General features: G+C 67.4%; 24 protein-coding genes. 17 read left to right on the plus strand and 7 right to left on the minus strand.

The genetic code is table 11. The annotated features are described in order from the left end of the window. Positions 1–20 precede the first annotated feature (20 nt). Genes fabG through EL337_RS26435 form a run of 6 tightly spaced genes read left to right on the plus strand, consistent with a single transcriptional unit; the run spans position 21 to position 6,284 of the window. A complete protein-coding gene (gene fabG, locus EL337_RS26410; protein ID WP_048635188.1) occupies positions 21–800 on the plus strand; it encodes a 3-oxoacyl-ACP reductase FabG in 780 nt (259 codons plus the stop codon). Between the two features lie 52 nt (positions 801–852). After that, complete coding sequence (locus EL337_RS26415; protein ID WP_048635145.1) at positions 853–1,635, plus strand: GntR family transcriptional regulator; 783 nt, start codon at positions 853–855, stop codon at positions 1,633–1,635. A gap of 52 nt (positions 1,636–1,687) precedes the next feature. Then, positions 1,688–2,572, plus strand: coding sequence for a tRNA glutamyl-Q(34) synthetase GluQRS (gene gluQRS, locus EL337_RS26420; protein WP_048635144.1), 885 nt, complete (start codon positions 1,688–1,690; stop codon positions 2,570–2,572). Positions 2,573–2,616: 44 nt separating this feature from the next. Next, positions 2,617–4,089 carry an ABC transporter permease subunit gene (locus EL337_RS26425; RefSeq protein WP_083443278.1) on the plus strand — a complete coding sequence of 491 codons (1,473 nt, stop codon included), beginning with the start codon at positions 2,617–2,619 and terminating at the stop codon, positions 4,087–4,089. 28 nt (positions 4,090–4,117) lie between these two features. Further along, positions 4,118–4,897 carry an amino acid ABC transporter ATP-binding protein gene (locus EL337_RS26430; RefSeq protein ID WP_048635143.1) on the plus strand — a complete coding sequence of 260 codons (780 nt, stop codon included), beginning with the start codon at positions 4,118–4,120 and terminating at the stop codon, positions 4,895–4,897. A gap of 25 nt (positions 4,898–4,922) precedes the next feature. Beyond that, entirely contained in the window at positions 4,923–6,284 is a 1,362-nt protein-coding gene (locus EL337_RS26435; RefSeq protein WP_048635142.1) for a flavin monoamine oxidase family protein, read from the plus strand. Between the two features lie 3 nt (positions 6,285–6,287). Here EL337_RS26435 and EL337_RS26440 read toward each other — a convergent pair whose 3' ends face one another. Next, complete coding sequence (locus tag EL337_RS26440; RefSeq protein ID WP_048635141.1) at positions 6,288–7,580, minus strand: cytochrome P450; 1,293 nt, start codon at positions 7,578–7,580, stop codon at positions 6,288–6,290. A gap of 103 nt (positions 7,581–7,683) precedes the next feature. Beyond that, positions 7,684–8,892, minus strand: a complete 1,209-nt coding sequence (tgt, locus tag EL337_RS26445; RefSeq protein WP_048635140.1) for a tRNA guanosine(34) transglycosylase Tgt — start codon at positions 8,890–8,892, stop codon at positions 7,684–7,686. A 53-nt stretch (positions 8,893–8,945) separates the two neighbouring features. Here tgt and EL337_RS26450 point away from each other — a divergent pair, with 53 nt between their 5' ends. After that, positions 8,946–9,401, plus strand: coding sequence for a lipoprotein LpqH (locus EL337_RS26450; protein WP_048635139.1), 456 nt, complete (start codon positions 8,946–8,948; stop codon positions 9,399–9,401). 75 nt (positions 9,402–9,476) lie between these two features. Continuing rightward, the gene (locus EL337_RS26455; RefSeq protein ID WP_048635138.1) at positions 9,477–9,935 is read left to right on the plus strand and encodes a lipoprotein LpqH; all 459 of its coding nucleotides are present in this window, start codon (positions 9,477–9,479) and stop codon (positions 9,933–9,935) included. Here the strand turns inward: EL337_RS26455 and EL337_RS26460 are convergent. Further along, entirely contained in the window at positions 9,932–10,639 is a 708-nt protein-coding gene (locus EL337_RS26460; RefSeq protein ID WP_048635137.1) for a DUF2306 domain-containing protein, read from the minus strand. The two genes, EL337_RS26455 and EL337_RS26460, sit on opposite strands and share 4 nt — an antisense overlap. A gap of 118 nt (positions 10,640–10,757) precedes the next feature. On the opposite strand from EL337_RS26460, the gene EL337_RS26465 reads away from it, so the two are divergent. Then, positions 10,758–11,393, plus strand: a complete 636-nt coding sequence (locus EL337_RS26465) for a TetR/AcrR family transcriptional regulator (protein ID WP_053086873.1) — start codon at positions 10,758–10,760, stop codon at positions 11,391–11,393. Here the strand turns inward: EL337_RS26465 and EL337_RS26470 are convergent. Beyond that, a complete protein-coding gene (locus tag EL337_RS26470; protein WP_048635136.1) occupies positions 11,378–11,743 on the minus strand; it encodes a DUF732 domain-containing protein in 366 nt (121 codons plus the stop codon). The two genes, EL337_RS26465 and EL337_RS26470, sit on opposite strands and share 16 nt — an antisense overlap. 89 nt (positions 11,744–11,832) lie before the next feature. Between EL337_RS26470 and EL337_RS26475 the strand changes: the two genes are divergently transcribed. Continuing rightward, entirely contained in the window at positions 11,833–12,210 is a 378-nt protein-coding gene (locus EL337_RS26475; RefSeq protein ID WP_048635135.1) for a hypothetical protein, read from the plus strand. Between the two features lie 203 nt (positions 12,211–12,413). Here the strand turns inward: EL337_RS26475 and EL337_RS26480 are convergent, their stop codons facing one another. After that, positions 12,414–13,436, minus strand: coding sequence for an NAD(P)H-dependent amine dehydrogenase family protein (locus EL337_RS26480; RefSeq protein ID WP_048635134.1), 1,023 nt, complete (start codon positions 13,434–13,436; stop codon positions 12,414–12,416). 78 nt (positions 13,437–13,514) lie between these two features. On the opposite strand from EL337_RS26480, the gene EL337_RS26485 reads away from it, so the two are divergent. The 3 genes from EL337_RS26485 to EL337_RS26495 are packed head-to-tail and all read left to right on the plus strand — an operon-like array spanning position 13,515 to position 15,470. Further along, positions 13,515–14,432 (plus strand): NAD(P)H-dependent flavin oxidoreductase, encoded by a 918-nt coding sequence (locus tag EL337_RS26485; RefSeq protein ID WP_048635184.1) that lies wholly within the window; start codon positions 13,515–13,517, stop codon positions 14,430–14,432. Between the two features lie 30 nt (positions 14,433–14,462). Further along, positions 14,463–14,804 (plus strand): hypothetical protein, encoded by a 342-nt coding sequence (locus EL337_RS26490; RefSeq protein ID WP_048635133.1) that lies wholly within the window; start codon positions 14,463–14,465, stop codon positions 14,802–14,804. 9 nt (positions 14,805–14,813) lie between these two features. Next, complete coding sequence (locus EL337_RS26495) at positions 14,814–15,470, plus strand: SGNH/GDSL hydrolase family protein (RefSeq protein WP_048635132.1); 657 nt, start codon at positions 14,814–14,816, stop codon at positions 15,468–15,470. On the opposite strand, the gene EL337_RS26500 is transcribed toward EL337_RS26495, so the two are convergent. Beyond that, positions 15,467–16,225: a DeoR/GlpR family DNA-binding transcription regulator gene (locus EL337_RS26500; RefSeq protein WP_048635131.1), complete on the minus strand. Its 759-nt coding sequence runs from the start codon at positions 16,223–16,225 to the stop codon at positions 15,467–15,469. The two genes, EL337_RS26495 and EL337_RS26500, sit on opposite strands and share 4 nt — an antisense overlap. 9 nt (positions 16,226–16,234) lie before the next feature. Then, the gene (locus EL337_RS26505) at positions 16,235–18,220 is read right to left on the minus strand and encodes a PTS mannitol transporter subunit IICBA (protein WP_048635130.1); all 1,986 of its coding nucleotides are present in this window, start codon (positions 18,218–18,220) and stop codon (positions 16,235–16,237) included. A 216-nt stretch (positions 18,221–18,436) separates the two neighbouring features. On the opposite strand from EL337_RS26505, the gene EL337_RS26510 reads away from it, so the two are divergent. The 4 genes from EL337_RS26510 (at position 18,437) to EL337_RS26525 (ending at position 21,478) form a co-directional block, all read left to right on the plus strand. Next, entirely contained in the window at positions 18,437–19,522 is a 1,086-nt protein-coding gene (locus EL337_RS26510; RefSeq protein WP_048635129.1) for a zinc-dependent dehydrogenase, read from the plus strand. 70 nt (positions 19,523–19,592) lie between these two features. Then, entirely contained in the window at positions 19,593–19,703 is a 111-nt protein-coding gene (locus EL337_RS29250) for a hypothetical protein (protein WP_327405599.1), read from the plus strand. Positions 19,704–19,856: 153 nt separating this feature from the next. After that, entirely contained in the window at positions 19,857–20,030 is a 174-nt protein-coding gene (locus tag EL337_RS26520) for a CsbD family protein (RefSeq protein ID WP_048635128.1), read from the plus strand. A 293-nt stretch (positions 20,031–20,323) separates the two neighbouring features. Then, entirely contained in the window at positions 20,324–21,478 is a 1,155-nt protein-coding gene (locus EL337_RS26525; protein WP_053086872.1) for a hypothetical protein, read from the plus strand. Positions 21,479–21,488 lie beyond the last annotated feature (10 nt).

A 21,488-nucleotide genomic window follows, 5' to 3' on the forward strand; every position in this document is an offset into this window, starting at 1 on the left:
TACTGAAAGGGCTTATGGCCATGTTCAACTCGTTGCAAGGTCGCTCTGCCATCGTCACCGGCGGCAGCAAGGGCATCGGTCGCGGCATCGCCGAGACATTTGCGCGTGCCGGGGTCAACGTCGTCGTCACCGGCCGCACCCAGGCCGACATCGACGCCGCCGTCGCGGACCTGGCCGGACTCGCAGGCACCGTCACCGGCGTGGCCGCCGACGTGACCAGCCCCGAGGACTGCCGTCGAGTGGTGGCGACCGCGGTGGAGCGCAACGGCGGACTGGACATCGTGTGCGCCAACGCCGGCATCTTCCCCTCCGGCCGCCTGCAGGACCTCACACCCGATGACCTCGAACAGGTAATGGGCGTGAACTTCAAAGGGACCGTGTACATCGTGCAGGCCGCGCTGGAGCCGCTGGAGGCCAGCGGCCACGGCCGGGTCGTCATCACGTCGTCGATCACCGGCCCCGTCACCGGATTTCCCGGGTGGTCCCACTACGGCGCGAGCAAGGCCGCGCAGCTGGGGTTCCTGCGCACCGCGGCGATCGAACTGGCGCCCAAGAAGATCACCGTCAACGCGGTACTGCCGGGCAACATCATCACCGAGGGCCTGATCGAGATGGGCCAGACCTACATGGACCAGATGGCCGCCTCGGTCCCGGCCGGCAAGCTCGGTGAGGTGGCCGACATCGGTAACGCCGCGCTGTTCTTCGCCACCGACGAGGCTGCGTACATCACCGGACAATCCCTGGTAGTCGACGGCGGCCAGATCCTGCCCGAATCACCGGAGGCGCTCGCCGACCTGTAGGGGCACGTACCCTAGATTTGGTCGAACCAATTGCCATAGGCGAGGAGGCCCGGTGCCCACTCAGACCGAGGAACTTCGGCGCCGGATCGTGGCCGACATCAACGCGGGAACGCCCGGGACGAAACTGGGCAGTGAGCGGGAGCTGGCCGAACGCTATCGAACGAGCCGGTCGAGCCTGCGCCAGGTGCTCGCCGCGCTGGAGGAGGCCGGTCTGGTGGACCGAATGATCGGCCGCTCCGGAGGCATCTTCATCAGCCACGCACAGGTGCAGCGCAGTCTGACCGACGTCGTCGGGGTTCCGGCGTTTCTGGCCAGTCAGGGCTACGTCGCCGGGACCCGGGTGCTGTCGACCAAGATTGCCGCGCCCGATGCCACCACCCAGCAGGCCCTCGGGATCGCCGCCGACGACTTCGTCATCGAGATCCAGCGACTGCGTCTGGCCGACGGCTCCCCGATCTCGTTGGAGTTGGCCCAGTTTCCGGCCGAGGCCTTTCCCGGTCTGCTCGAACAACAGCTCGGCGGATCGCTCTACGAGATCTTGGAGAGTGAGTACGGTCTGGTCACCGCGCGCGCCGACGAACGGATCGAAGCGGTCAACGCCACGCCTGAAGAAGCCAATCTGCTCGGCATCAAACCCAAGTCGGCGCTGCTGCTGATCACCCGAATCGCCTATGACCAGCACGAGAATCCGTGCGAGTTCTCTCGGGACCTGTTCCGCGGTGACCGCACGAGGCTGGCGGTGACGGCGCAGGGCCGCGGCGTCGGCGTCTCACCGTCGGTGGCGGCCGCGTCAGTCGCGTTGCACGGCCCGCTCGCGCCAGCGCCGTCGGCGTAGCGCCGCGCGCGCCGACTACCGTGAGGGCACGCTCGCGGGCAGAGTAAGACGTGTGACGAGTCCTCCCGGCGCAGGCAGGTTCGCCCCGAGCCCGTCGGCGGATCTGCACATCGGCAACCTCCGTACCGCGGTGCTGGCGTGGCTGTTCGCCCGCTCGACCGGACGCCGGTTCCTGATGCGCGTCGAGGACCTCGACGATCGCACGCACCCCGAGATCGCCGACCGCCAGCTCGCCGACCTGGCGGCCATCGGCGTGACGTGGGACGGCCCTGCCACCCGGCAGACCGCGCACCCCGAACGCTACGAAGCCGTCGTGGAAACACTCGACCAGCGTGGCCTGCTGTTCGAATGCTATTGCACCAGAAGGGATATCGCGCAGGCGCCGCGGGCTCCCCACGCCCCCGAGGGCGCGTATCCCGGCACCTGCCGGGACCTCACGGAGGGCGAACGCGCCGTCAGAAGGCAGGAGACCGGGCGCCCGCCCGCGTTGCGGCTGCGCACCGATACCCACGAGTTCACCGTGCACGACGCGCTGCACGGTGACTACACGGGCCTCGTCGACGACTTCGTCGTGCGTCGCGGTGACGGGGTGCCCGCCTACAACCTCGCGGTCGTCGTCGACGACGCCGCCTCGGGCGTCGATCAGGTAGCACGCGGCGACGACCTGCTGTCGTCGTCGCCCCGGCAGGCCTACCTGGCCCGTCTTCTCGGCTACCCCGAGCCGCTGTACGCCCACGTGCCGCTGGTGCTCAACGACCAGGGTGCCCGGCTGGCCAAACGCGACGGCGCGGTGACGCTCGCCGACATCGGCGTCGCCCTGGCGCTGGCGCAGATCGCCGACTCACTCGGTTTCGCGGCGCGCACCGTCGGCGACATGCTCGACGAGTTCGATCCTGCGCGGTTGCCCCACCAACCGTGGGTATACCAGCCCGGGTGAGCACAACCCTTGGGCATCGGCGTGCACATTGCTACGGTCCGCCGATGCGCCACCCACGAAGAGTTCTGCTGGCTGTGCTGGCCGCCGTCGCGGTGCTGTTGACCGCATGCGGATCGTCGGGGCCCGCCGACGGCGAGAACCCGGTGCAGTCCAGCGGGGTGCTCCGCGTCGGCACCGAGGGCGTCTACGCACCGTTCAGCTATCACGACCCCGCCACCGGCCAACTGACCGGCTACGACGTGGACGTGGCCAGGGCGGTCGGCGAGAAGCTGGGCGTCAACGTCGAGTTCGTCGAAACACCGTGGGACTCGATCTTCGCCGCGCTGGAAGCCAACCGGTTCGATGTCGTCGCCAACCAGGTGACGATCACGCCGGAACGCCAGCAGAAGTACGACCTGTCCGAGCCGTACTCGATCGGCGAGGGCGTCATCGTGACCCGCGCCGACGACAACTCGATAACCTCGCTCGCCGACCTGCCGGGCAAGCTCGCCGCACAGAGCACCACGAGCAACTGGGCGCAGGTGGCCCGCGACGCCGGCGCCCGGATCGAATCGGTGGAAGGCCTCACCCAGGCGATGGCCCTGCTCAGCCAGGGCCGGGTCGACGTGGTGGTCAACGACAGCCTCTCGATCTACGCCTACCTCGCCGAGACCAACGACACGGCGGTGAAGATCGCGGGCACCACGGGCGAGAAGAGTGAACAGGGCTTCGCCGCCCGGAAGAACAGCGGTCTGCTGCCGGACCTCGACGCGGCGATCGACGAGCTCAGGAATGACGGCACGCTCGCCGAGATCTCGCAGAAGTACTTGAAGACCAACGCCTCCGGCGGTCAGGACGCCCCGCAGGCTCAGCCGCGGTCCACGGTGCAGCTGGTCCTGGACAACCTGTGGCCACTGGCGCGGGCCGCCCTCACCATGACGATCCCGCTGACCATCATCAGCTTCGCCATCGGTCTGGTCATAGCGCTGGGCGTGGCGCTGGCGCGGTTGTCGAAGAACCTGGCGCTCTCCAACGCCGCACGCTTCTACATTTCCGTGATCCGAGGAACGCCGCTGCTGGTCCAGCTGTTCATCGTGTTCTTCGCGCTCCCGGAGTTCGGCGTCAGGATCGATCCGTTCCCGGCGGCGGTCATCGCCTTCTCGCTCAACGTCGGTGGCTACGCGGCCGAGATCATCCGGTCGGCGATCCAGAGCATTCCGAAGGGCCAGTGGGAGGCCGCGCAGACGATCGGCCTCAACTACCTGAGCACGCTGCGGCGCATCATCCTGCCGCAGGCCAGCAGGGTGGCGGTGCCGCCGCTGTCCAACACGTTGATCTCACTGGTCAAAGACACGTCGCTGGCGTCGACGATCCTGGTGACCGAGCTGTTGCGCCAGGCCCAGATCATCGCCGCGCCCACCTTCGAGTTCTTCGCGCTCTACGGCACGGCGGCGGTCTACTACTGGGTGATCTGCCTGGTGCTGTCGTTCGGCCAGGCACGGTTCGAGCACCGACTGGAAAGGTACGTGGCCAGATGACGAGCGCTTGCGCGAGGAATCGAAGATTATGAGCACAACCGACGAGGTCGAGTACCGGGTCGTCGCCCGCGACGTCCGGAAGGCGTTCGGCGGACTCGACGTGCTCAAAGGGGTGTCGTTTCGGGTCCCGCGCGGAAGCGCCACCGCCATCATCGGTCCGTCCGGCTCGGGCAAGACGACGCTGCTGCGCGCGCTCAACGCACTCGACGCGCCCGATTCGGGCACGATCAAGGTCGGGGACGTGGAGATCGACTTCGCTGCGTCCGCCGCACCGGTGTCCAAGGACGAGCTGCGCCGCTACCGGGCGCAGAGTGGCTTCGTCTTCCAGTCCCACAACCTGTTTCCGCACAAGACGGTGCTGCAGAACGTCACCGAGGGTCCGCTGATCGCCCAGCGGCGGCCCCGCGACGAGGTGGAGGCCGAGGCCGTCGAACTCCTGGGACAGGTGGGTCTCGCCGACAAGCGCGACCAGTACCCGTTCCAGCTGTCCGGCGGCCAGCAGCAGCGGGTGGGCATCGCGCGGGCGCTCGCGCTCAAGCCCAAGGTGGTGCTGTTCGACGAGCCGACCTCGGCGCTGGACCCCGAACTCGTCGGCGAGGTACTGGCGGTGATCAAGGATCTGGCGGTCGAAGGCTGGACCCTGGTGGTCGTCACCCACGAAATCCAGTTCGCCCGACAGGTTTCCGACCAGGTGCTGTTCACCGACGGCGGGGTGATACTGGAGCAGGGGCCGCCTGCGGCGGTGATCGGCGATCCCAAGGAGGAACGGACGCGTCAGTTCTTGCAGCGCATCCTGAACCCGCTGTAGCCGCCACCGTGAGAAAGTGTCGGTCATGGCAAGCAGCGAAGCAGACGTCATCGTCGTCGGCGCAGGACTCTCGGGCCTCACCGCGGCCCGCACCGTCCTGGCGGCGGGGCTGACGCCGCTGATCCTGGAGGCAGACACCCGCGTCGGCGGGCGCATCCTCACCGAGCAGTTGGCCGGGCTGCCCATGGAACTCGGGGCCCAGTGGATCGGCGACACCCACCACCGGATGTTCGCGCTGGCCGCCGAACTCGGGGTCGAGACGTACCCGCAGTACGACGACGGCGAGACCTCTTACGACCTCGCCGGCACCGGCGTCATGCGCCAGAACGACTTTCACACCCGCTTCGCCGACGAACTGGCCGAGCTGGAGAAGGTGCTGCGCCGCCTCGACGAACTGGCCGCCGAGGTATCCCCGGCGGCGCCGTGGGCGGCGCCGCACGCGGCCGAGTGGGATGCCATCACCGCGGGCGCCTGGTATGACGCGCAGGGCCTGTCGCCGGTGGCGCGCACGCTACTGGAGATCTGCACCGTCGGGATCCTCGCGGTGCCCACGGTCGAGGTGTCGTTCCTGCATCTGCTCTTCACCGTCCAGACGTGCGGTGTGACCGCGGAGCTGTTCGCCGAGTCCGAGGGCGGCGCCCAGACCACGCGGTTCGTCGGTGGCACCGCCGAGATCCCGAACCGGTTGGCGGCGTTGATCGCCGACCACATCGTGTTCGACTCGCCGGTGCACTTCATCGAGCACAGCACCGACAGCGTCACCGTGCACTGCCGCGGCGGCCGGGTGGCCCGCGGCCGGCGGATCATCGTCGCGCTGTCACCCACCCTGGCCGGACGGATCATGTACGACCCCCCGCTGTCCGGCTACCGCGACCAGCTGACACAGCGGATGCCGAACTCGGCGGCGATGAAAGCGTTCTTCGTCTACGACGAACCGTTCTGGCGGAACGAGGGTTTGAACGGCCAGCTCATCTCGGACGTCGGCCCCGCCCGCATGTCCAACGACACATGCATCCAGGGCGACGACCACGGCGTGATCCTGATGTTCCTGGAGGGCGAGCAGGCCCGCACCCACGGACACTGGTCCGAGGAGGAGCGGCGCGCGGCGCTGACCGCCGAGCTGGTGCGCCACTTCGGCGACAAGGCCGCACACCCGCAGCACTACATCGACGGCGAATGGGGCAGCCGGCAGTGGACCCGCGGCTGCTACAACGCCAACTGCGGACCGCTGGTGTGGACCACCTACGGCGCCGCGCTGGCCGAGCCCATCGGCTCGATCCACTGGGCGTCCACCGATACCGCCACCCACTGGAGCGCCTACATGGAGGGCGCGGTGGAAGCCGGTGAGCGCGCCGCCCGAGAGGTCATCGACGCGCTGGTGCAGTAGCGATCACGCTGTCGGACCGAGGTTTTCGAGGTCCAGCGTCGCCATGCCGCGCAACGTCACGTTCTGCTTGTAGACCGGTTCGGCGGCCAATACGGCGTCCGGGAAGCGTGCCGTCAGCGCGGTGAGCGCCACGGAGGCCTCCAGCCGGGCCAGCGGCGCGCCGATGCAGAAGTGCGGACCCTTCCCGAAGCCGAGGTGGCGGATGGTCCCGCGGTCGGGATCGAACTGGTCGGGGCGTTCGACGGCGTCCGGGTCACGGTGTGCTGCCGCGGTCAGCAGCAGCATGTTGTCGCCCTTGGGCACGGTGATCGCTTCCCCGTCGCTCCGCTCGCCCCCGATGACATTTCCCCCGTCGCTCCGCTCGCCCCCGATCGTCATGTCCTCCCCCGCAACGCGACCCACCAACTGCACCGGCGGGTCGTAGCGCAGTGTCTCTTCGATCACCGCACCCACACGTCCGGGATCGGCGGCCAGAGCCGACCACTGGGAGCGGTCACGCAGTAGGGCGAGGATCGCGTTGGCGATCAGGTTGACCGTCGTCTCGTGCCCGGCGACCAGGAGCAGGTTGCAGGTGGCGACGATCTCGTCCTCGGTCAGTTGGTCACCGGACTCTTCGACCTGGATGAGCCCCGACATCAGGTCGTCGCCCGGATCGCGGCGGCGGCGCGAGATCAGCTCGCGCAGGTATTCGCGCAGCCACAGCGCCGCCTGCATGCGCTCCTCGAACCCGTCGCCTGCCGCGCCGGTGACCGACACGAACGGGTCCAGCGACTGCGCGAGCAGACCCGAGGCGGCGCTGAACTCGGGCTCGTCCTCCAGCGGCACACCGAGCAGACGGCAGATCACCGCGACCGGCAGCGGGTACGCCAGCCCTGCGATCGCGTCGAAGGTGCCGCCGTCCCCGGCGTCCCGCAGCAGCCCGCCGACCAGGCCGACGATCTCGGGCTCCAATGCGTTGACGACTTTCGGGACGAACGCCTTGCTCACCAGCCGGCGCAGCCTCGTGTGGTCCGGCGGGTCGAGGAACAGGAAGCCGGGCGGCCCGAACGGGCGGGCCTGGGCGCCGTCGGCCACCGCCCGCTGCGCCACGGTGGATTTCATCCGGTCACTGGCCGACGACGGATGGCGCAGGACCTCGTCGCAGTCTGCGTAGGAGGAGAACACCGCCAGGTTCTTGCCGGGCAGGTGCACCGGACCCTGCTCCCGGATCCGGCGGTACAGCGGGTACGGGTCGGCGCGGGCGGCGGGGTCGAGCATCTGCAGCAGCAGCGACTCCGGTTCGGCGGCGGTCGTCATGCCCTTATTGTGCACGCGTCTAAGAGGTGCGCAGGTCAGGCGGGCCGAGCGTGGGGGCTACGTACGCGAACCGGCCGGTTTGCGTGCGCAAGGCCCACGTTCGTCAGGAGGACTTCGCGTAATAGCGTCCCAGGACGTGCTCGCGCAGCTCGTCGAACCGGCCAGCGGGAATGGCGGCACGGATGTCGTCGACCAGCCGGATGACGAACCGCTCGTTGTGGATCGTGCACAGCGTCGAGGCCAGGATCTCCTTGGCCTTGAACAGGTGGTGCAGGTAGGCGCGGGTGTAGTGCGCGCAGGTGTAGCAGTCGCACTCGGCGTCGATGGGGGTGAAGTCGCGCCGGTAGCGCGACCCGGTGATGTTGTAGCGCCCGTGCACCGAGTACACCGCGGCGTTGCGGGCCACCCGGGACGGCGACACGCAGTCGAATGTGTCCGCACCCGATGCCACGGCCGCGAACAGGTCATCGGGCTCGCTGATCCCGAGCAGATGACGCGGCTTGTCGTCGGGCAGTTCACTGCTGACCCAGCCGACGATCGTCGCGAGATTCTGTTTCTCCAGGGCGCCCCCGATGCCGTATCCGGCGAAACCGTTGCCGTCCTCGTCGCGGATCTCGGCCAATCCGCGCGCGGCCTGACGGCGCAGATCCTCGTACTGGGCACCCTGCACCACACCGAACAGTGCCTGGGGCGGCTTGCCCGCGCGTTCGATGCTCAGCCTGCGGTGCTCGGCCAGGCAGCGCACCGCCCAGTCATGGGTGCGCTGCACCGAGCTCTCCTGATAGCCGCGGGTGTTGACCAGCGTGGTCAGCTCGTCGAACGCGAAGATGATGTCGGCGCCCAGCTGGTGCTGGATGCCGATCGAGACCTCCGGGGTGAAGCGGTGCGTGGACCCGTCCAGATGGGACCGGAACGTCACGCCGTCGTCGTCGACGTGGGCCAACCGTTCCTTGCCCTCGGCGATGATGTCGTCGGTCTGGACCCGCTCGGTGTCCATCGCCAGCACCTTCTTGAAGCCCACCCCCAGCGACATCACCTGGAATCCGCCGCTGTCGGTGTACGTCGGCCCCGGCCAGTTCATGAACGCACCCAGACCGCCCGCCTCGTCGACGATGTCGGGACCGGGCTGCAGATACAGGTGATATGCGTTGGCCAGAATTGCCTGTGCGCCAACCTCTTTCATCGTCTCGGGCAGCACCGCTTTGACCGTCGCCGCGGTGCCGACCGCGACGAACGCCGGCGTCTGGATGTCTCCGTGCGGCGTGCGGATGGTCCCCGTGCGGCCCAGCCGTCCCGGGAGTTCGGCGTTCACCGAAAAAAGGGGATCGGCGCAAAAGGGGCGGCTCACGCCGTAGATTCTGCACTGTGTTCACTAGCCGGGCTCTCACCGCTCCGATCGCGGTGGCCGTGGTGGCCGTCGCCGGGTGCTCCTCCTCGCCGCCGCCGGAGTACCAGCCGCCGCCCGGCGCGCTTATCGCCGGCACCGCACAGGTGACGGTCAACGGCGAGGACGCCGGAACCACCACCGCGGTGCAATGCGACTCCGCCGGAACGCTGATGATGATCAAGACCGGCGACCCCGGCCCGGACACCTCCGGTACCACGGCGATGGTGGCCAGCAACGACGAGCTAGTGGTTCGCGAGGTCGGTATCCGCGACCTCGGCGGTTTCACCGGAAGCTACAACAGCGGCCTCGGTGGGGAGGCGACCGTCACGATGACCGGACGCACCTACGACATCAGCGGCACGGCCGACGGATTCGCGACCGACAACCCGAGCTTCCGCACCACAGCGGATTTTACGATCAAGATCGCCTGCTGACCGGGCTCCGCGGACCATACTGCTTGTGATGATCCGCCGATGTCGGCGAATCACACAACACGAAGGAGAACCGTGATGAAGCGCGAAATCCTCACCGTCGTGGGTGGCGCAGCGATCGTCATTGCCGGTCTGTCGGGCTGCGGATCGAACAAGTCGGAGACCTCCGGGGAGACCTCCCAGGCCGCTGCCGCAGAGGGCAAGAGCACCGTGACGATCGACGGCGCCGACCAGGAGGTCACGGGCACCGTGGTGTGCTCGGACATGGGCGGCAACACCAACATCGCGATCGGCGACGCGACCACGGGTATCGGCGCGGTGGTCACCACCGGCGACGAGCCGTCACTGGTGTCGGTCGGCCTCGGCAATGTCAACGGCGTGACGCTCGGCTACCAGAACGGCACCGGCTCCAACGACGGCAAGGTCGAGAAGGACGGCAGCACCTACAAGATCTCCGGCACGGCGACCGGTGTGGACATGGCCAATCCGATGCAGCCGGTGAACAAGCCGTTCGAGCTGGAGATCACCTGCCCCTAGGCCGTCGTTCGGATCAGCGACGGTAGTCCTCGCCGACGGATCATGATCTCGGCGACGACGATGTTGGGTAACCAGCACAAAAAGGGAACCGGCGCGTACGCGGCCGCAAAGGCGATCTCCTGATCGACACCGAATGCGATCTGTACGGCGGTCAGGGCGAACAGCCACACCCGTAGGGTCGGCGCGGCATAGGTCAACGCGAAGCTGCGGATCATCCACGCCTGATGCTCGGCGAAGTCGCGGTCGCGTGCGCTCCGGTATCCCCGATACGTCGTCCAGATCCACAACACCGCGAGGGTGCCGAAGCCGAACAGTCCGGTGAACGCCACCGAACTGAAGAACGCCATCACCAACCCGGATGCTCCGCCGACGAATACCGACGCGACGTAGGTTCGGCCCGTCCAGCGGTGAATCTGTGGCGCCCGCTGCCGGAGCTTTTTGGAGAACTGGAAGCCGCCGATCAGCAGGGCCAGCCCGGCGGACGCGATGTGGACATAGAAGACGCATTGGATGACGGCCGGCCGCTGGGCGTAGGTGCTCGCGAGACCCGTATCGCTGCGCGCCAGGGACGCGAGGGAATCGCCGATGTACTGGGTGGGGAAGTAGACGGCAACGGCCAGTGACGTCAGAAGCAGAACCAGCCAGGGGACGTTCCCGCGCTTGCGCGTGGGACGGTTCGCGGTTGCGGGCGAAAGTGTGGTCATCGCAAGGTCCTCACGCGGGGCGGATAGGTAAACTTACGTCTGTAAACATACGAGCGTCAACATAAGTTCCCTGCAGCGCCCGGTCGTATGCTTACGCGCGTTTACCAAGGAGGACGAGATGCCACCACGTCGGCGCAACCCTCGGGGTGAAGGCACCCGACTGCGCGACGATCTCCTCGTCGGCGCGCAGCGCATCCTCGAACGAACGGGCAGCGAAGACGACGTCAGCCTGCGCGCGGTCGCCCGGGAGGTCGGTGTCTCCGCACCGTCGATCTACGCCCACTTCGCCGACGGCAAGGCCATCGTGGACGCCCTGGTCGAGCAGACCTTCGAGCAGCTCACCGCAACCCTGAAAGAAGCACGCGACACTGCGCAGCCGTCCGAGCGCCTCCTCGCCGTCTGCAGGGCGTACGTCGACTTCGGACTCCGGCAGCCGGAGCGCTATCTCACGCTCTTCGAACGCCGCCGGACACTGGAACGGACGAAGGAACTCGCAGCGGACGGCCCCGCGTTCTTCTACGCCAACGGCGCGGAGGCGTTCCGCATTCTGGCCGACGCCGTTGCTGAATCATCCGGCGACAGAGACGGTTCCGCGGAAGAGGATGCCGCCCTGCTGTGGGCAGCGCTGCACGGCTACACGACGCTTCGCACCAGCATGCCGAGGTTCCCGTGGTTCGCCGACGAGGAACACGTGTGCCGCGAGCTGGTCGGCCGGACCGTGTCGTTCGCGCGGGAACGTCAGAAAGGCTTGTAGCCGGCGGCCGACTGCCGCAACTGCCAGATCTGAGGGGGGCAGAGCTCGTTGACGGCCTGATTGATCAGATAGCCCGCCTGGTAGTAGTCGGTGGTGTGGAAGTCGGCCTTCACCTGATTGACGAGGTCGGTGTAGCTCATCTTCGTTCCGACGCGATAGCAGATGCTGTTCCCGTAGGCGATCGCCGCGTCGGCGTTGGGGAAGTTGTAACCCGGACGGACGTGCACATTGACCAGGTAGGCGACGGCGTCAGCGTTCGCCGTCGGCGCGGTAAGGAGCGCCGCTGGTGCTCCGACCAACGCCGCCGACGCCATCACGCCCGCCGATAACACCCCCACCAGCGTCTTCATGGGTGATGACCCTACGCCTCGCGGCGCGATGTCGTGGCAATGCGGGCAAGGCCGCCCGCGGAGGAGGCGCCGCGAATTAGGGTGTAGCCATGAAGCTGATGGTTGCTGTCGCGATCGCCGGTGGTGTCCTTGCCGCTCCGCTGGCGGGCTTCGGTCTGGGAACTGCCTCGGCGACGCCGACGACGTGTGACGGTGCCGGGTGCGTCCCGTACGTGCGCACCGACGCGCAACTGGGTGGGCACTGCACGCAGAACACCCGCTACAACTTCGGGTCCGACGGGTCGGGCAACACCCTGGCCTGCAGTTCGAAGAGCGTGTGGGTGTCGTCTCCGCAACTGATCGGAGTGCGCTTGCTGCGCTCGCCGTGCGACGGCAGCACGGGTGTAGCGCAGAGCCCCGACGGTGTCCCGTTGAAGTGTGACGGCGGCGCGTGGAGCGCCGACTACTCCGTGATGTTCTACGGCTGAGGTCTCACTCGATCAACACGTCCTCGTCGACGCCGATCGCGGTCGCCTTCGATGTGTTCCATGAGGCTGCGGGTACCACGCACAACGAACTGATCACCCGTGCGATGGCGGCGCTCGCCGTGACGCCCCTTGCGATCCGCGAGAATCTCAAGAGCGACAACCGAATTGAGCGGTTGACTCGTGTGATGACGGTGTCGCGCTGACTACCGCTTCTTCGCGAAGGCGGTGGCGTTGTAGATCAGCGGCAGCGACGCCGTCGTCGCGAAACCCGGCGCGGCCTCGCACACGGCGGGCACCGCGTTGAGCACCTGCATCGCCGTGGCGACGTTGGCCGACCGCACGTGTTCTGCCATGCTCGCGGCGCGGCTGAAGCTCGCCAGCGAGAAGAAGTGCGTCTGCATCGACGGGTCGCCCTCGACGGTCAGCGTCCAACCATGCCTCGGCGTCGGCCAGTGCGCCGGATACTCGTTGCCGACGGTCCACAGTGTCTCGATCTCGACCAGCGTCTCCCCGTCGCGCAATCCCGTCCAGTTCCATCGCTGGCCCGCGGTGGTACCTGCGCGCAGCAGGTGATCGAAGATCTGGTGATCCTCCTGCGCGGCAACGGCTTCCACGGTTGCGGTCACCTCGTCCAGCTCGGCGCCCAGCGCGTCGCCGATGAACCAGACCTGCTCGGCGAAGATCGAGCTGTTGAAAGCCAGGAAGTCGGTGGCGGTCGGGCTGATGAACTCGACTGGCTCACCGAAAGCCATGTTGTCGAACGTGATCCCGGTGCTCTCGTACACCGACCAGTCCGCACGCTCCTGCAGGGTGATTTTGTCGATGGTGCGGCTCATCCCCGACAGCGCCAGCGGCAGCACTCCCGACAGGTTGCCGGGGTTCAGCCCGCTGCCGTGCACCGAGCTCGCGCCCTGTTCGCACGCGGCGAGCACCCTGTCCCGGTCGGCCGGATCCATCCGCCGCGGGTGGAACATGAACGCCGTCGTGGCGACGTTCTTCCCGACGGCCAACAGTGCGCACACGTCGTCGACGCTCGCGGTACGTGGCGTGTAGAGGACGCAGTCGGCGTCGAGCGCGAGGATCGCGTCGACGTCGCTGGTGGCGGCCACCCCGATGGGGTCGCGGCCGACCAGGGCGCCGATGTCGACGCCGTCCTTGTCGTCGGAGTACACCCTGGCGCCGACGAGCGTCAGCTCTGTTCGATGGTCGAGTATCGCCGTGATCATCTCTGAACCGACAGCCCCTGTGCCCCACTGAATCACCCGATACACGCACCGGACCGTAACAGCCTTATGGTTACGGCCGTGACCAATCGCATCAAGGAACTGCTCGGCGTCGAATTCCCGGTCGTGCAGGCACCGATGACCTACATCGCCCGCGCCGAACTGGCAGCGGCGGTGTCCGAAGGCGGCGGGCTCGGCATGATCGAGACCCTGACCGCCGAGGGACGGGAGGACCTGCTGCGGGTGCGTGAGCTCACGGACCGTCCGGTGGCGGCCAACCTGATGATCCAGGGCTGGAAGCGGGACCCGTCGATCGTCGACGTCCTGGCGTCCGCCGGGGTGCGGCACGTGTTCACCTCGGCGGGCGATCCGGCCCTGTTCACCTCCCGGCTCCACGACGCCGGGATGACGGTGGTGCACGTCGTCGGATCGCTCAAGGGAGCACTGAAGGCGGCCGACGCCGGCGTCGACGCGCTGGTGGTCGAGGGTGTCGAGGGCGGCGGCTTCAAGTCCGCGCTGGGCGCGTCGACCATGGTGCTGCTTCCCCTGGTGGCCGAACGCGTCGGCCTGCCGATCATCTGCGCGGGCGGCATCTGCGATGCCCGCTCGGCGGCCGCGGCGGTGGTGCTGGGCGCCGAGGGACTACAGATGGGGACCCGCATGCTGGCCAGCGTCGAGGCCGGCGTGCACGGCAACTTCAAGGATGCGATCGTCGCGGCCGACGATGCGGGGACGGTTCTGCTCGACCTCCCCGGGAACCCGACCATGCGGGTGCTGCGCACCGGGCTGGCGGCCCGCATCCACGAGCACGACCCGGCGACCCAGCTGCTCGGCCGCATCACCGATCTCTACTTCGCCGGCGACCTGGATGCCAGCGTCGCCAACACCGGCCAGGTGTCCTCCCGCATCACCGATCTCCAGCCCGTGGCCGATATCGTGCGTCGCACGTGGTGTGACATCGAGGCAGTTCTGGATGACGCGCGAACACGACTCGGTTGAGCACTCCGGCGATAGGGCACACTCGTGAGCATGGACGGCGACTACGACGACGGTGGACCCGACGACACCCTGAGCCCGAGCGAGTCTCTTGATTCCGACGAGGTGCGCAATGACGACGGCGACATCGTCGTCGATCCGCCGGATACCTGGATCGAGGCCGAGGAGCACCAGACCCTCGATGAACAGCTCGCGGCCGAGGAGCCCGACGTCGTGCCCGACGGGGAACCGCAGGAAGACCGGCCCACCCGTCAGACATCCGGGCAGATCGACGGGACCCCCGAGGACGGCGACTCGTTCTTCACCGTGGTCGACGATGACGAGAAGGCACGCGTCCCCGGAGACGAAGAGGCCGACCACATCATCGAGGACTAGGCGGCCGACGTGAGCACCAGACGAATTCTCTGTTTCGGCGACTCGCTGACATGGGGCTGGGTGCCGGTGGCCGACGGGATGCCCACCGAACGGTATCCACGTCAGCAGCGGTGGCCGGGGGTGCTCGCCGACCGGCTCGGACCGGACTTCACGGTGCTGGAGGAGGGGCTCTCGGCGCGCACCACCAACGCCGACGACCCCACGGATCCGCGGCTCAACGGGTCGAAGTACCTACCCGCCGCACTCGCCAGCCACCTCCCGCTGGACCTGGTGATCCTGATGCTCGGCACCAACGACACGAAGGCGTATTTCGGCCGTACGCCGCTGGACATCGCGCTGGGCATGTCGATACTGGTGACCCAGGTACTCACCAGTGCCGGCGGTGTCGGCACCAGCTACCCCGCCCCGCAGGTCCTCGTGGTCGCTCCGCCACCGCTCCCCCCGATGCCGCACCCCTGGTTCCAGCTGATCTTCGAAGGTAGCCAGGAGAAGTCGGCGCGCCTGGCGCACGTGTACGAGGCGATGGCGTCGTTCGTGAAGGTGCCGTTCTTCGATGCCGGTTCGGTGATCACGACCGAGGGTGTGGACGGCCTGCACTTCACCGAGCAGAACAACCGTGACCTCGGCGAGGCGCTCGCCGAGCAGGTCACCCACATTCTGCGCTAGGCGCGGATCACGACGGGTCCCAGCGCCTCGTAGCGCCTGGCCTCCGCGACGCCCAGTTCGCAACCGGTGACGATCGATTCGAAGTCCGACACCTGGGCGAACCGGCAGAAACTGCTCTCGCCGAACTTCGAATGCGCGGCGACCAGGATGGACCTGCGTGCCACCATGACCGCTGCGCTCTTCACCGCGGCCACGGCAGGGTCGGGCGTCGTGAGGCCATGATCGAGCGAAATACCGTTCGTTCCAAGGAAAGCCACGTCGATCACCAGGCTACGCAGCATGTCGACCGCCCAGTGGTCCACGGTGGCCAGGGTGCGGCCCCGCATCCGTCCGCCGAGCAACAACACCGTCACAGTGCGGCTGTGGGCCAGCGCCTCGGCCGCCAGCAGCGACGACGTGACCACCGTCAACTCCTCGTCGGCGAGTCGCTCGGCGATCAGCCGAGGGGTGAATCCCTCGTCCAGGTACACCGTTTCGGCGCCGTGCAACAGCTCGGCGGCCGCCCCGGCGATGCGGTGCTTCTGGCTCAGATCGACCTGGCTGCGGTACTCGACCCCGGATTCGAAGGCCGCGGTCTCCATCGGCACCGCACCGCCGTGCACCCGCTTGAGCAGCCGGCGACCGGCCAGAACCTTCAGATCGCGCCGGATCGTCTCGCTCGCGACATCGAGTTCTGTCGCGAGCGAGGCCACCTCCACCCGCCCGCGCGTGCGGGCGAACTCGACGATCCTGCTCTGGCGGCTGTCGGAATCCACCGACTCACACTACTTTTCGGCGGACATCAGGATGGACCTGACCTCCTCTGCGGTCTGCGCCTCCCGCAACCGGGTCACCTGGTCGGCCTTGAGGAACACCTGGGCGATCTTCGTGAGAAGGGCCATGTGGTCCTTGCCCGCGCCCGCGATCCCGACGACGAACTCGGCGGGCTTGCCGTTCCAGTCGATCGGCTGCCCGTAGCGGACGAAGGACAACCCGGTGCGCCGGATCGCGTCCTTGGCCTCGTTCGTGCCGTGCGGAATCGCCAGGCCGTTGCCCATGTAGGTGGAGATGGAGTTCTCCCGCTCGTGCATGGCGTCGACGTACACCGGGTCCACCGCACCCGCGGCGACCAGCAGCTGACCGGCCTCGGTGATCGCGTCGGCGGCCGAGGTCGCCGTCCCGTTCATGACGATCGACGAGAGCGGCAACGCATCGGCCCCGGAGTCGTCGCCCGGCGCCTCGGCGGGTTCGTCATCGAGGACTGCCACACCGCCGCCACCGTTGGTCCGCTGTAGCTGCTCGACGATCTCGTCGTAGCGCGGGCTGCTCATGAAGTCCTCGACCGAGACGTGAGCCGCCGACGGCGTCTTCTGGCGTGCGCGGGCGGTCAGATCCCGGTGCGAGACGACGACATCGTAGGTGTCCGTGAGGTTCGAGATGGCGGAGTTGGTCACCTTCACCTCACCGAAGCCGGCCTGCTGAATCTTCCTGCGCAGCACCGACGCACCCATCGCCGACGACCCCATGCCGGCGTCACAGGCGAACACGATGGTGTTCACCGACCCGGCGCCGGCACCCACCAGAGCGGACGCGACGCTGGACTTCTTGCCCTTCATCGACTCCATCTCGGCGGTCGCCGCGGCGAGGTCCTGCTCGTCGTCCTTGGCGCGGTCGGTCTTGAGCAGCAGCGAGGCGACGGCGAACGACACCGCGGCCGCGCCGAACACCGACAGCGTCACGCCGAGGAAGCTGCCACTGGCGGTCTGCGCGTAGACGGCGATGATGGACCCCGGTGCGGCGGGAGCGCGCAATCCCGAGCCGAACAGCACATTGATGAAGACACCGGTCATGCCGCCGAGGATGGTGGCGATGATCAGCTTCGGCTTCATCAGCACGTACGGGAAATAGATCTCGTGGATGCCGCCGAAGAACTGGATGATCGCCGCACCGGGAGCCGACGCGCGCGCCGCGCCTTTACCGAACGCCATGAAGGCCAACAGAAGTCCCAGACCCGGGCCAGGGTTGGCCTCGAGCAGGAACAGGATCGACTTGCCGGTCTCCAGGGCCTGCGTGGTACCCAGCGGGGTCAGCACGCCGTGGTTGATCGCGTTGTTGAGGAACAGCACCTTGGCCGGTTCGATGAGAATCGAGGTCAGTGGCAGCAGGTCGTTGTTGACGAGGAAGTCCACGGCGTTGCCCGCGCCGCGGGTGAACGCCGAGACGATCGGCCCGATCCCGAAGAAGCCGAAGATGGCCAGGATCATGCCCAGGATGCCCGCGGAGAAGTTGTCGACCAGCATCTCGAAGCCGGGACGGATCTTGCCGTCCCACAGGGCGTCGAGCTTCTTCATCGCCCACCCGCCGAGCGGTCCCATGATCATGGCGCCCATGAACATCGGGACGTCGGCACCGGTGATCACGCCCATGGTGGCGATCGCTCCCACGACTGCGCCGCGGTTGCCGTGCACCATCCGGCCGCCGGTGAACCCGATCAGCACGGGCAGCAGGTAGGTGATCATCGGGCCGACGATTCCGGCGCCGTCGAAGCTGCCCCAGCCGCCGATCTGGGCGACCCAACCGTCTGGATTGCGCAGCGCCGGGAAGATGCCTTGCAGCCATCCGGCCTTGATGAACAGTGCGGTGATCAGGCCCCAGGCGATGAACGCGCCGATGTTGGGCATCACCATGTTGGACAGCGCGGTGCCGAGCTTCTGAACCCGCACACGTACCCCGGTCCGCGGCTCCGCGTCCTGGACAGCTGCTTGTGACATTCAGTCCTCCGATGTGTCTGTGTCGTGAGGCGGCCGGAGTTGGTGACACCGGTCACATATGCCCAGTACACCGCATAAACGGGCACCAATGCAAGCATTCGGTCAAAAATGGTCAAACATTTCAGTGGTTTTGTGCCCGATTGCCAGATACAGTGGTCGAAAGCACACGTCATCCGAAGGCAGCCCGCCTATACCCGTCGAGAGGACCACCCCACGATGAAGGCCTTGCGCTTCTACGCCCCCGAAGATGTCCGGCTGGAAGACGTCCCGGAGCCGACCTGCGCTCCCGACGAGGTGAAGCTGCGTGTCCGCAACTGTTCAACCTGCGGCACCGACGTCAAGATCTTCTACAACGGCCACCAGAACCTGACGCCGCCGCGCACCATCGGCCACGAGATCGCCGGCGAGATCGTCGAGGTCGGTGCCGATGTCAACACGACCTACGGCAGCAGCTGGGAGGTGGGCGACCGGGTGCAGGTCATCGCCGCGGTGCCGTGCGGCGAATGCCACGAGTGCCGCAAGGGCTGGATGGCGGTGTGCCAGAACCAGACATCGATGGGCTACCAGTACGACGGCGGATTCGCCGAGTTCATGATCGTGCCGAAGCAGGTGCTCAAAGTCGATGGGCTGAACCGGATTCCGGACAACGTGGGCTTCGACGAGGCCTCCGCCGCCGAGCCGTTCGCGTGCGCGATCAATGCCCAGGAGCTGCTGGGCATCGAAGAAGGCGACACCGTGGTGGTGTTCGGCGCGGGCCCGATCGGCTGCATGCACATCCGCATTGCGCGCGGCGTGCACAACTGCGGCCCGATCTACCTCGTCGACGTCAACGATGCACGGCTGAAGATGTCGGCCGACGCGGTACACCCGGACGGCGTCATCAACGCCGCCGAGGTCGACGTCGTCGAGAAGGTCATGGAGCTCACCGGCGGCCGCGGCGCTGACGTCATCATCACCGCAACCGCAGCCAATGTTGCTCAGGAACAGGCCATTTCGATGGCGGCCCGCAACGGACGCATCTCCTTCTTCGGTGGTCTGCCCAAGACCGATCCGACGATCACGTGCGACTCCAACGTGGTGCACTACCGCCAGCTGCACATCCACGGCGCCAACGGCTCCGCGCCCGAACACAACAAGCGGGCGCTGGAGTACATCTCGACCGGACAGGTACCGGTCAAAGACCTCATCACCCGGCACATCCCGCTCGACGACGTGCTCGAGGCGTTCCAGATCGTCAAGAAGGGCGAGGCGATCAAGGTCACCGTGGAGCCGGCACCCGCCGACGTTCCCGCCGGCGTCTGAAGACGCCGCCGCCAGCGGGTTACGCTCTCTCGTCGGGTTCAACGCCCACGATCCGGGTCTGCCGCTGCTGATGTTCCTGACGCTCACCGGTGGAGCCATCCTCGGCCTGCTGATGGTGGTGATGCGGGCGCTGCTGGAACAGGCCACCACGCCGCGCACCGACATGGACGCGGTCATCTGAGTGGGTGGACCAGTGATGCCTGACACCGGGTTCGCGGCTGTTCGCCTTTCTCAGTAACTGCTCAGGCGAGGTTGCGTTTCGGATCCGGGGATCGTAGGTACTCCTACCGCAAGGCTCGAAACCGAGCCGTTCCACGTGATCGGAAGGACGCACATGAGCGCCGGAGATAAAGCAAGCAACAAGGTCGACGACCTCGGCGGTAAGGCCAAGGAAGGCCTCGGCAAGCTCACTGGCGACAAGAGCACCGAAAACGAGGGCAAGGTCGACCAGGCCAAGTCCAGCCTGAAGGATGCGGGCGAGAAGATCAAAGACGCGTTCAAGAGCTAGACCCCTACACCAGTCAGCCTGTCACCCATCCCGGGTGGCAGGCTGACTGCTTTTCTGCCCGGCCCGGCTCACAAGATCTTCTTCCAGCAATCGTCGGGGCACGTAGCCACATCCGCCGCCGCCGGTATAAGCTGCCGGATCAAAGGGGAGTGTGGAACCAGCAGGGGTGCTGGTTTCGCGGGGGAAGTGGGGGCTTCGCCATGGGGCGACACAGTCGGAGTTATCTTGCCGCGCAGCCGGAATTGCCGGTAACGACACCATTGGGCCGGGGTGCGTCGGCGCATGTCGGGCGTGTGGGTCTGTTGGCGGTGGCCCTCGGCATCGGGGCCGCGATCGCCGGTGGAACCGCGACCGCGAGTGCTGACACCTCGTCCAGCAACGCCTCCGCCGACAGCGCGGCGCAGTCGTCGACCGCAGCCGAGGCAGCCGACGGACATACACGTGACACCGCGTCAGCCGACGACGATCCCGGCTCGGCACCGTCGAGCGCGCTCAGCGGAGTGCGCGCCACCGGCGCGGCCGCGGACGACGCCCCCGTGGATGACGCGGAAGTGGACGACGCCGAACTCGACGACGACGAGGTAGCCGAGGTCTCCTCCGACACCCCGGTGAAGAAGCGATCGTCGCAGGTCAGGGTCCGCGACGACGCCCCGAGCCCCGCGTCGACGACCACCCCGGCCGCATCGACGGTCGACTCCGCGGTGCCGTCGCCTGCGGACCAGGTCGCGACGGAGTACGGCGACATCGGCAAATGGATGCTGCAGCCGGACGGGGAGATCGCCGACTACGGGACGCTGCCGTACGAGGGCAGGATCGTCCTGGAGCCGATCAACGTGATCATCGTCGACCCGACGTCGAAGTCCGCGCTCGGCGCCACCTGGAAACTCAGCGCCGCCATGCGCCGCGCCGGGTTTCCACCCCGCATCGGGCACTCGACCGGTTTCCGGGCACTGATCGACGAGCAGCGCTACCGGCAGCAGCCGCGCGGTCTCCTGCTGGGCTATTCGGACGACTTCTTCCTGGTGGACAACAACCACGGCCGGCTCTTCGGACCCGACCCGGTCGAGACCGCCGCCGGATTCGTCTGGAGTGGCGCGTTCAGCACCGAAGAACTGGTCTTCTTCGGGGGTCTGCCCCGGCACGCCTACGTTTCGTCGAACACCGCCAGGGCCGCGCTGGCAGCGCAGCTCGTGGCCAGTGGCCAGGCGCGGGTGGAAGACATGGTCTCCCTGGACAATTCGTACAACACCGACACCACGACCACCGGCGATCACGACGGCTACGCCGTAGTAGTGGTCCTCAACGACGTCGGATGGTTCACCGCCGCGACGGCGGCCGCGACCGGTGGCCTGGACAATCGCACCTGCGTGAGTGCCGGGCGCGCGTCGACCCCGTCGGCCCCGTCGTGTGAGGCCATCACGATCACCGCGATACGCGGCCCCGGGTAGCGGCGGCGAG

Origin of the sequence: Mycolicibacterium aurum, from assembly GCF_900637195.1 — a bacterium.
Classification (GTDB): Bacteria; Actinomycetota; Actinomycetes; order Mycobacteriales; family Mycobacteriaceae; genus Mycobacterium; species Mycobacterium aurum.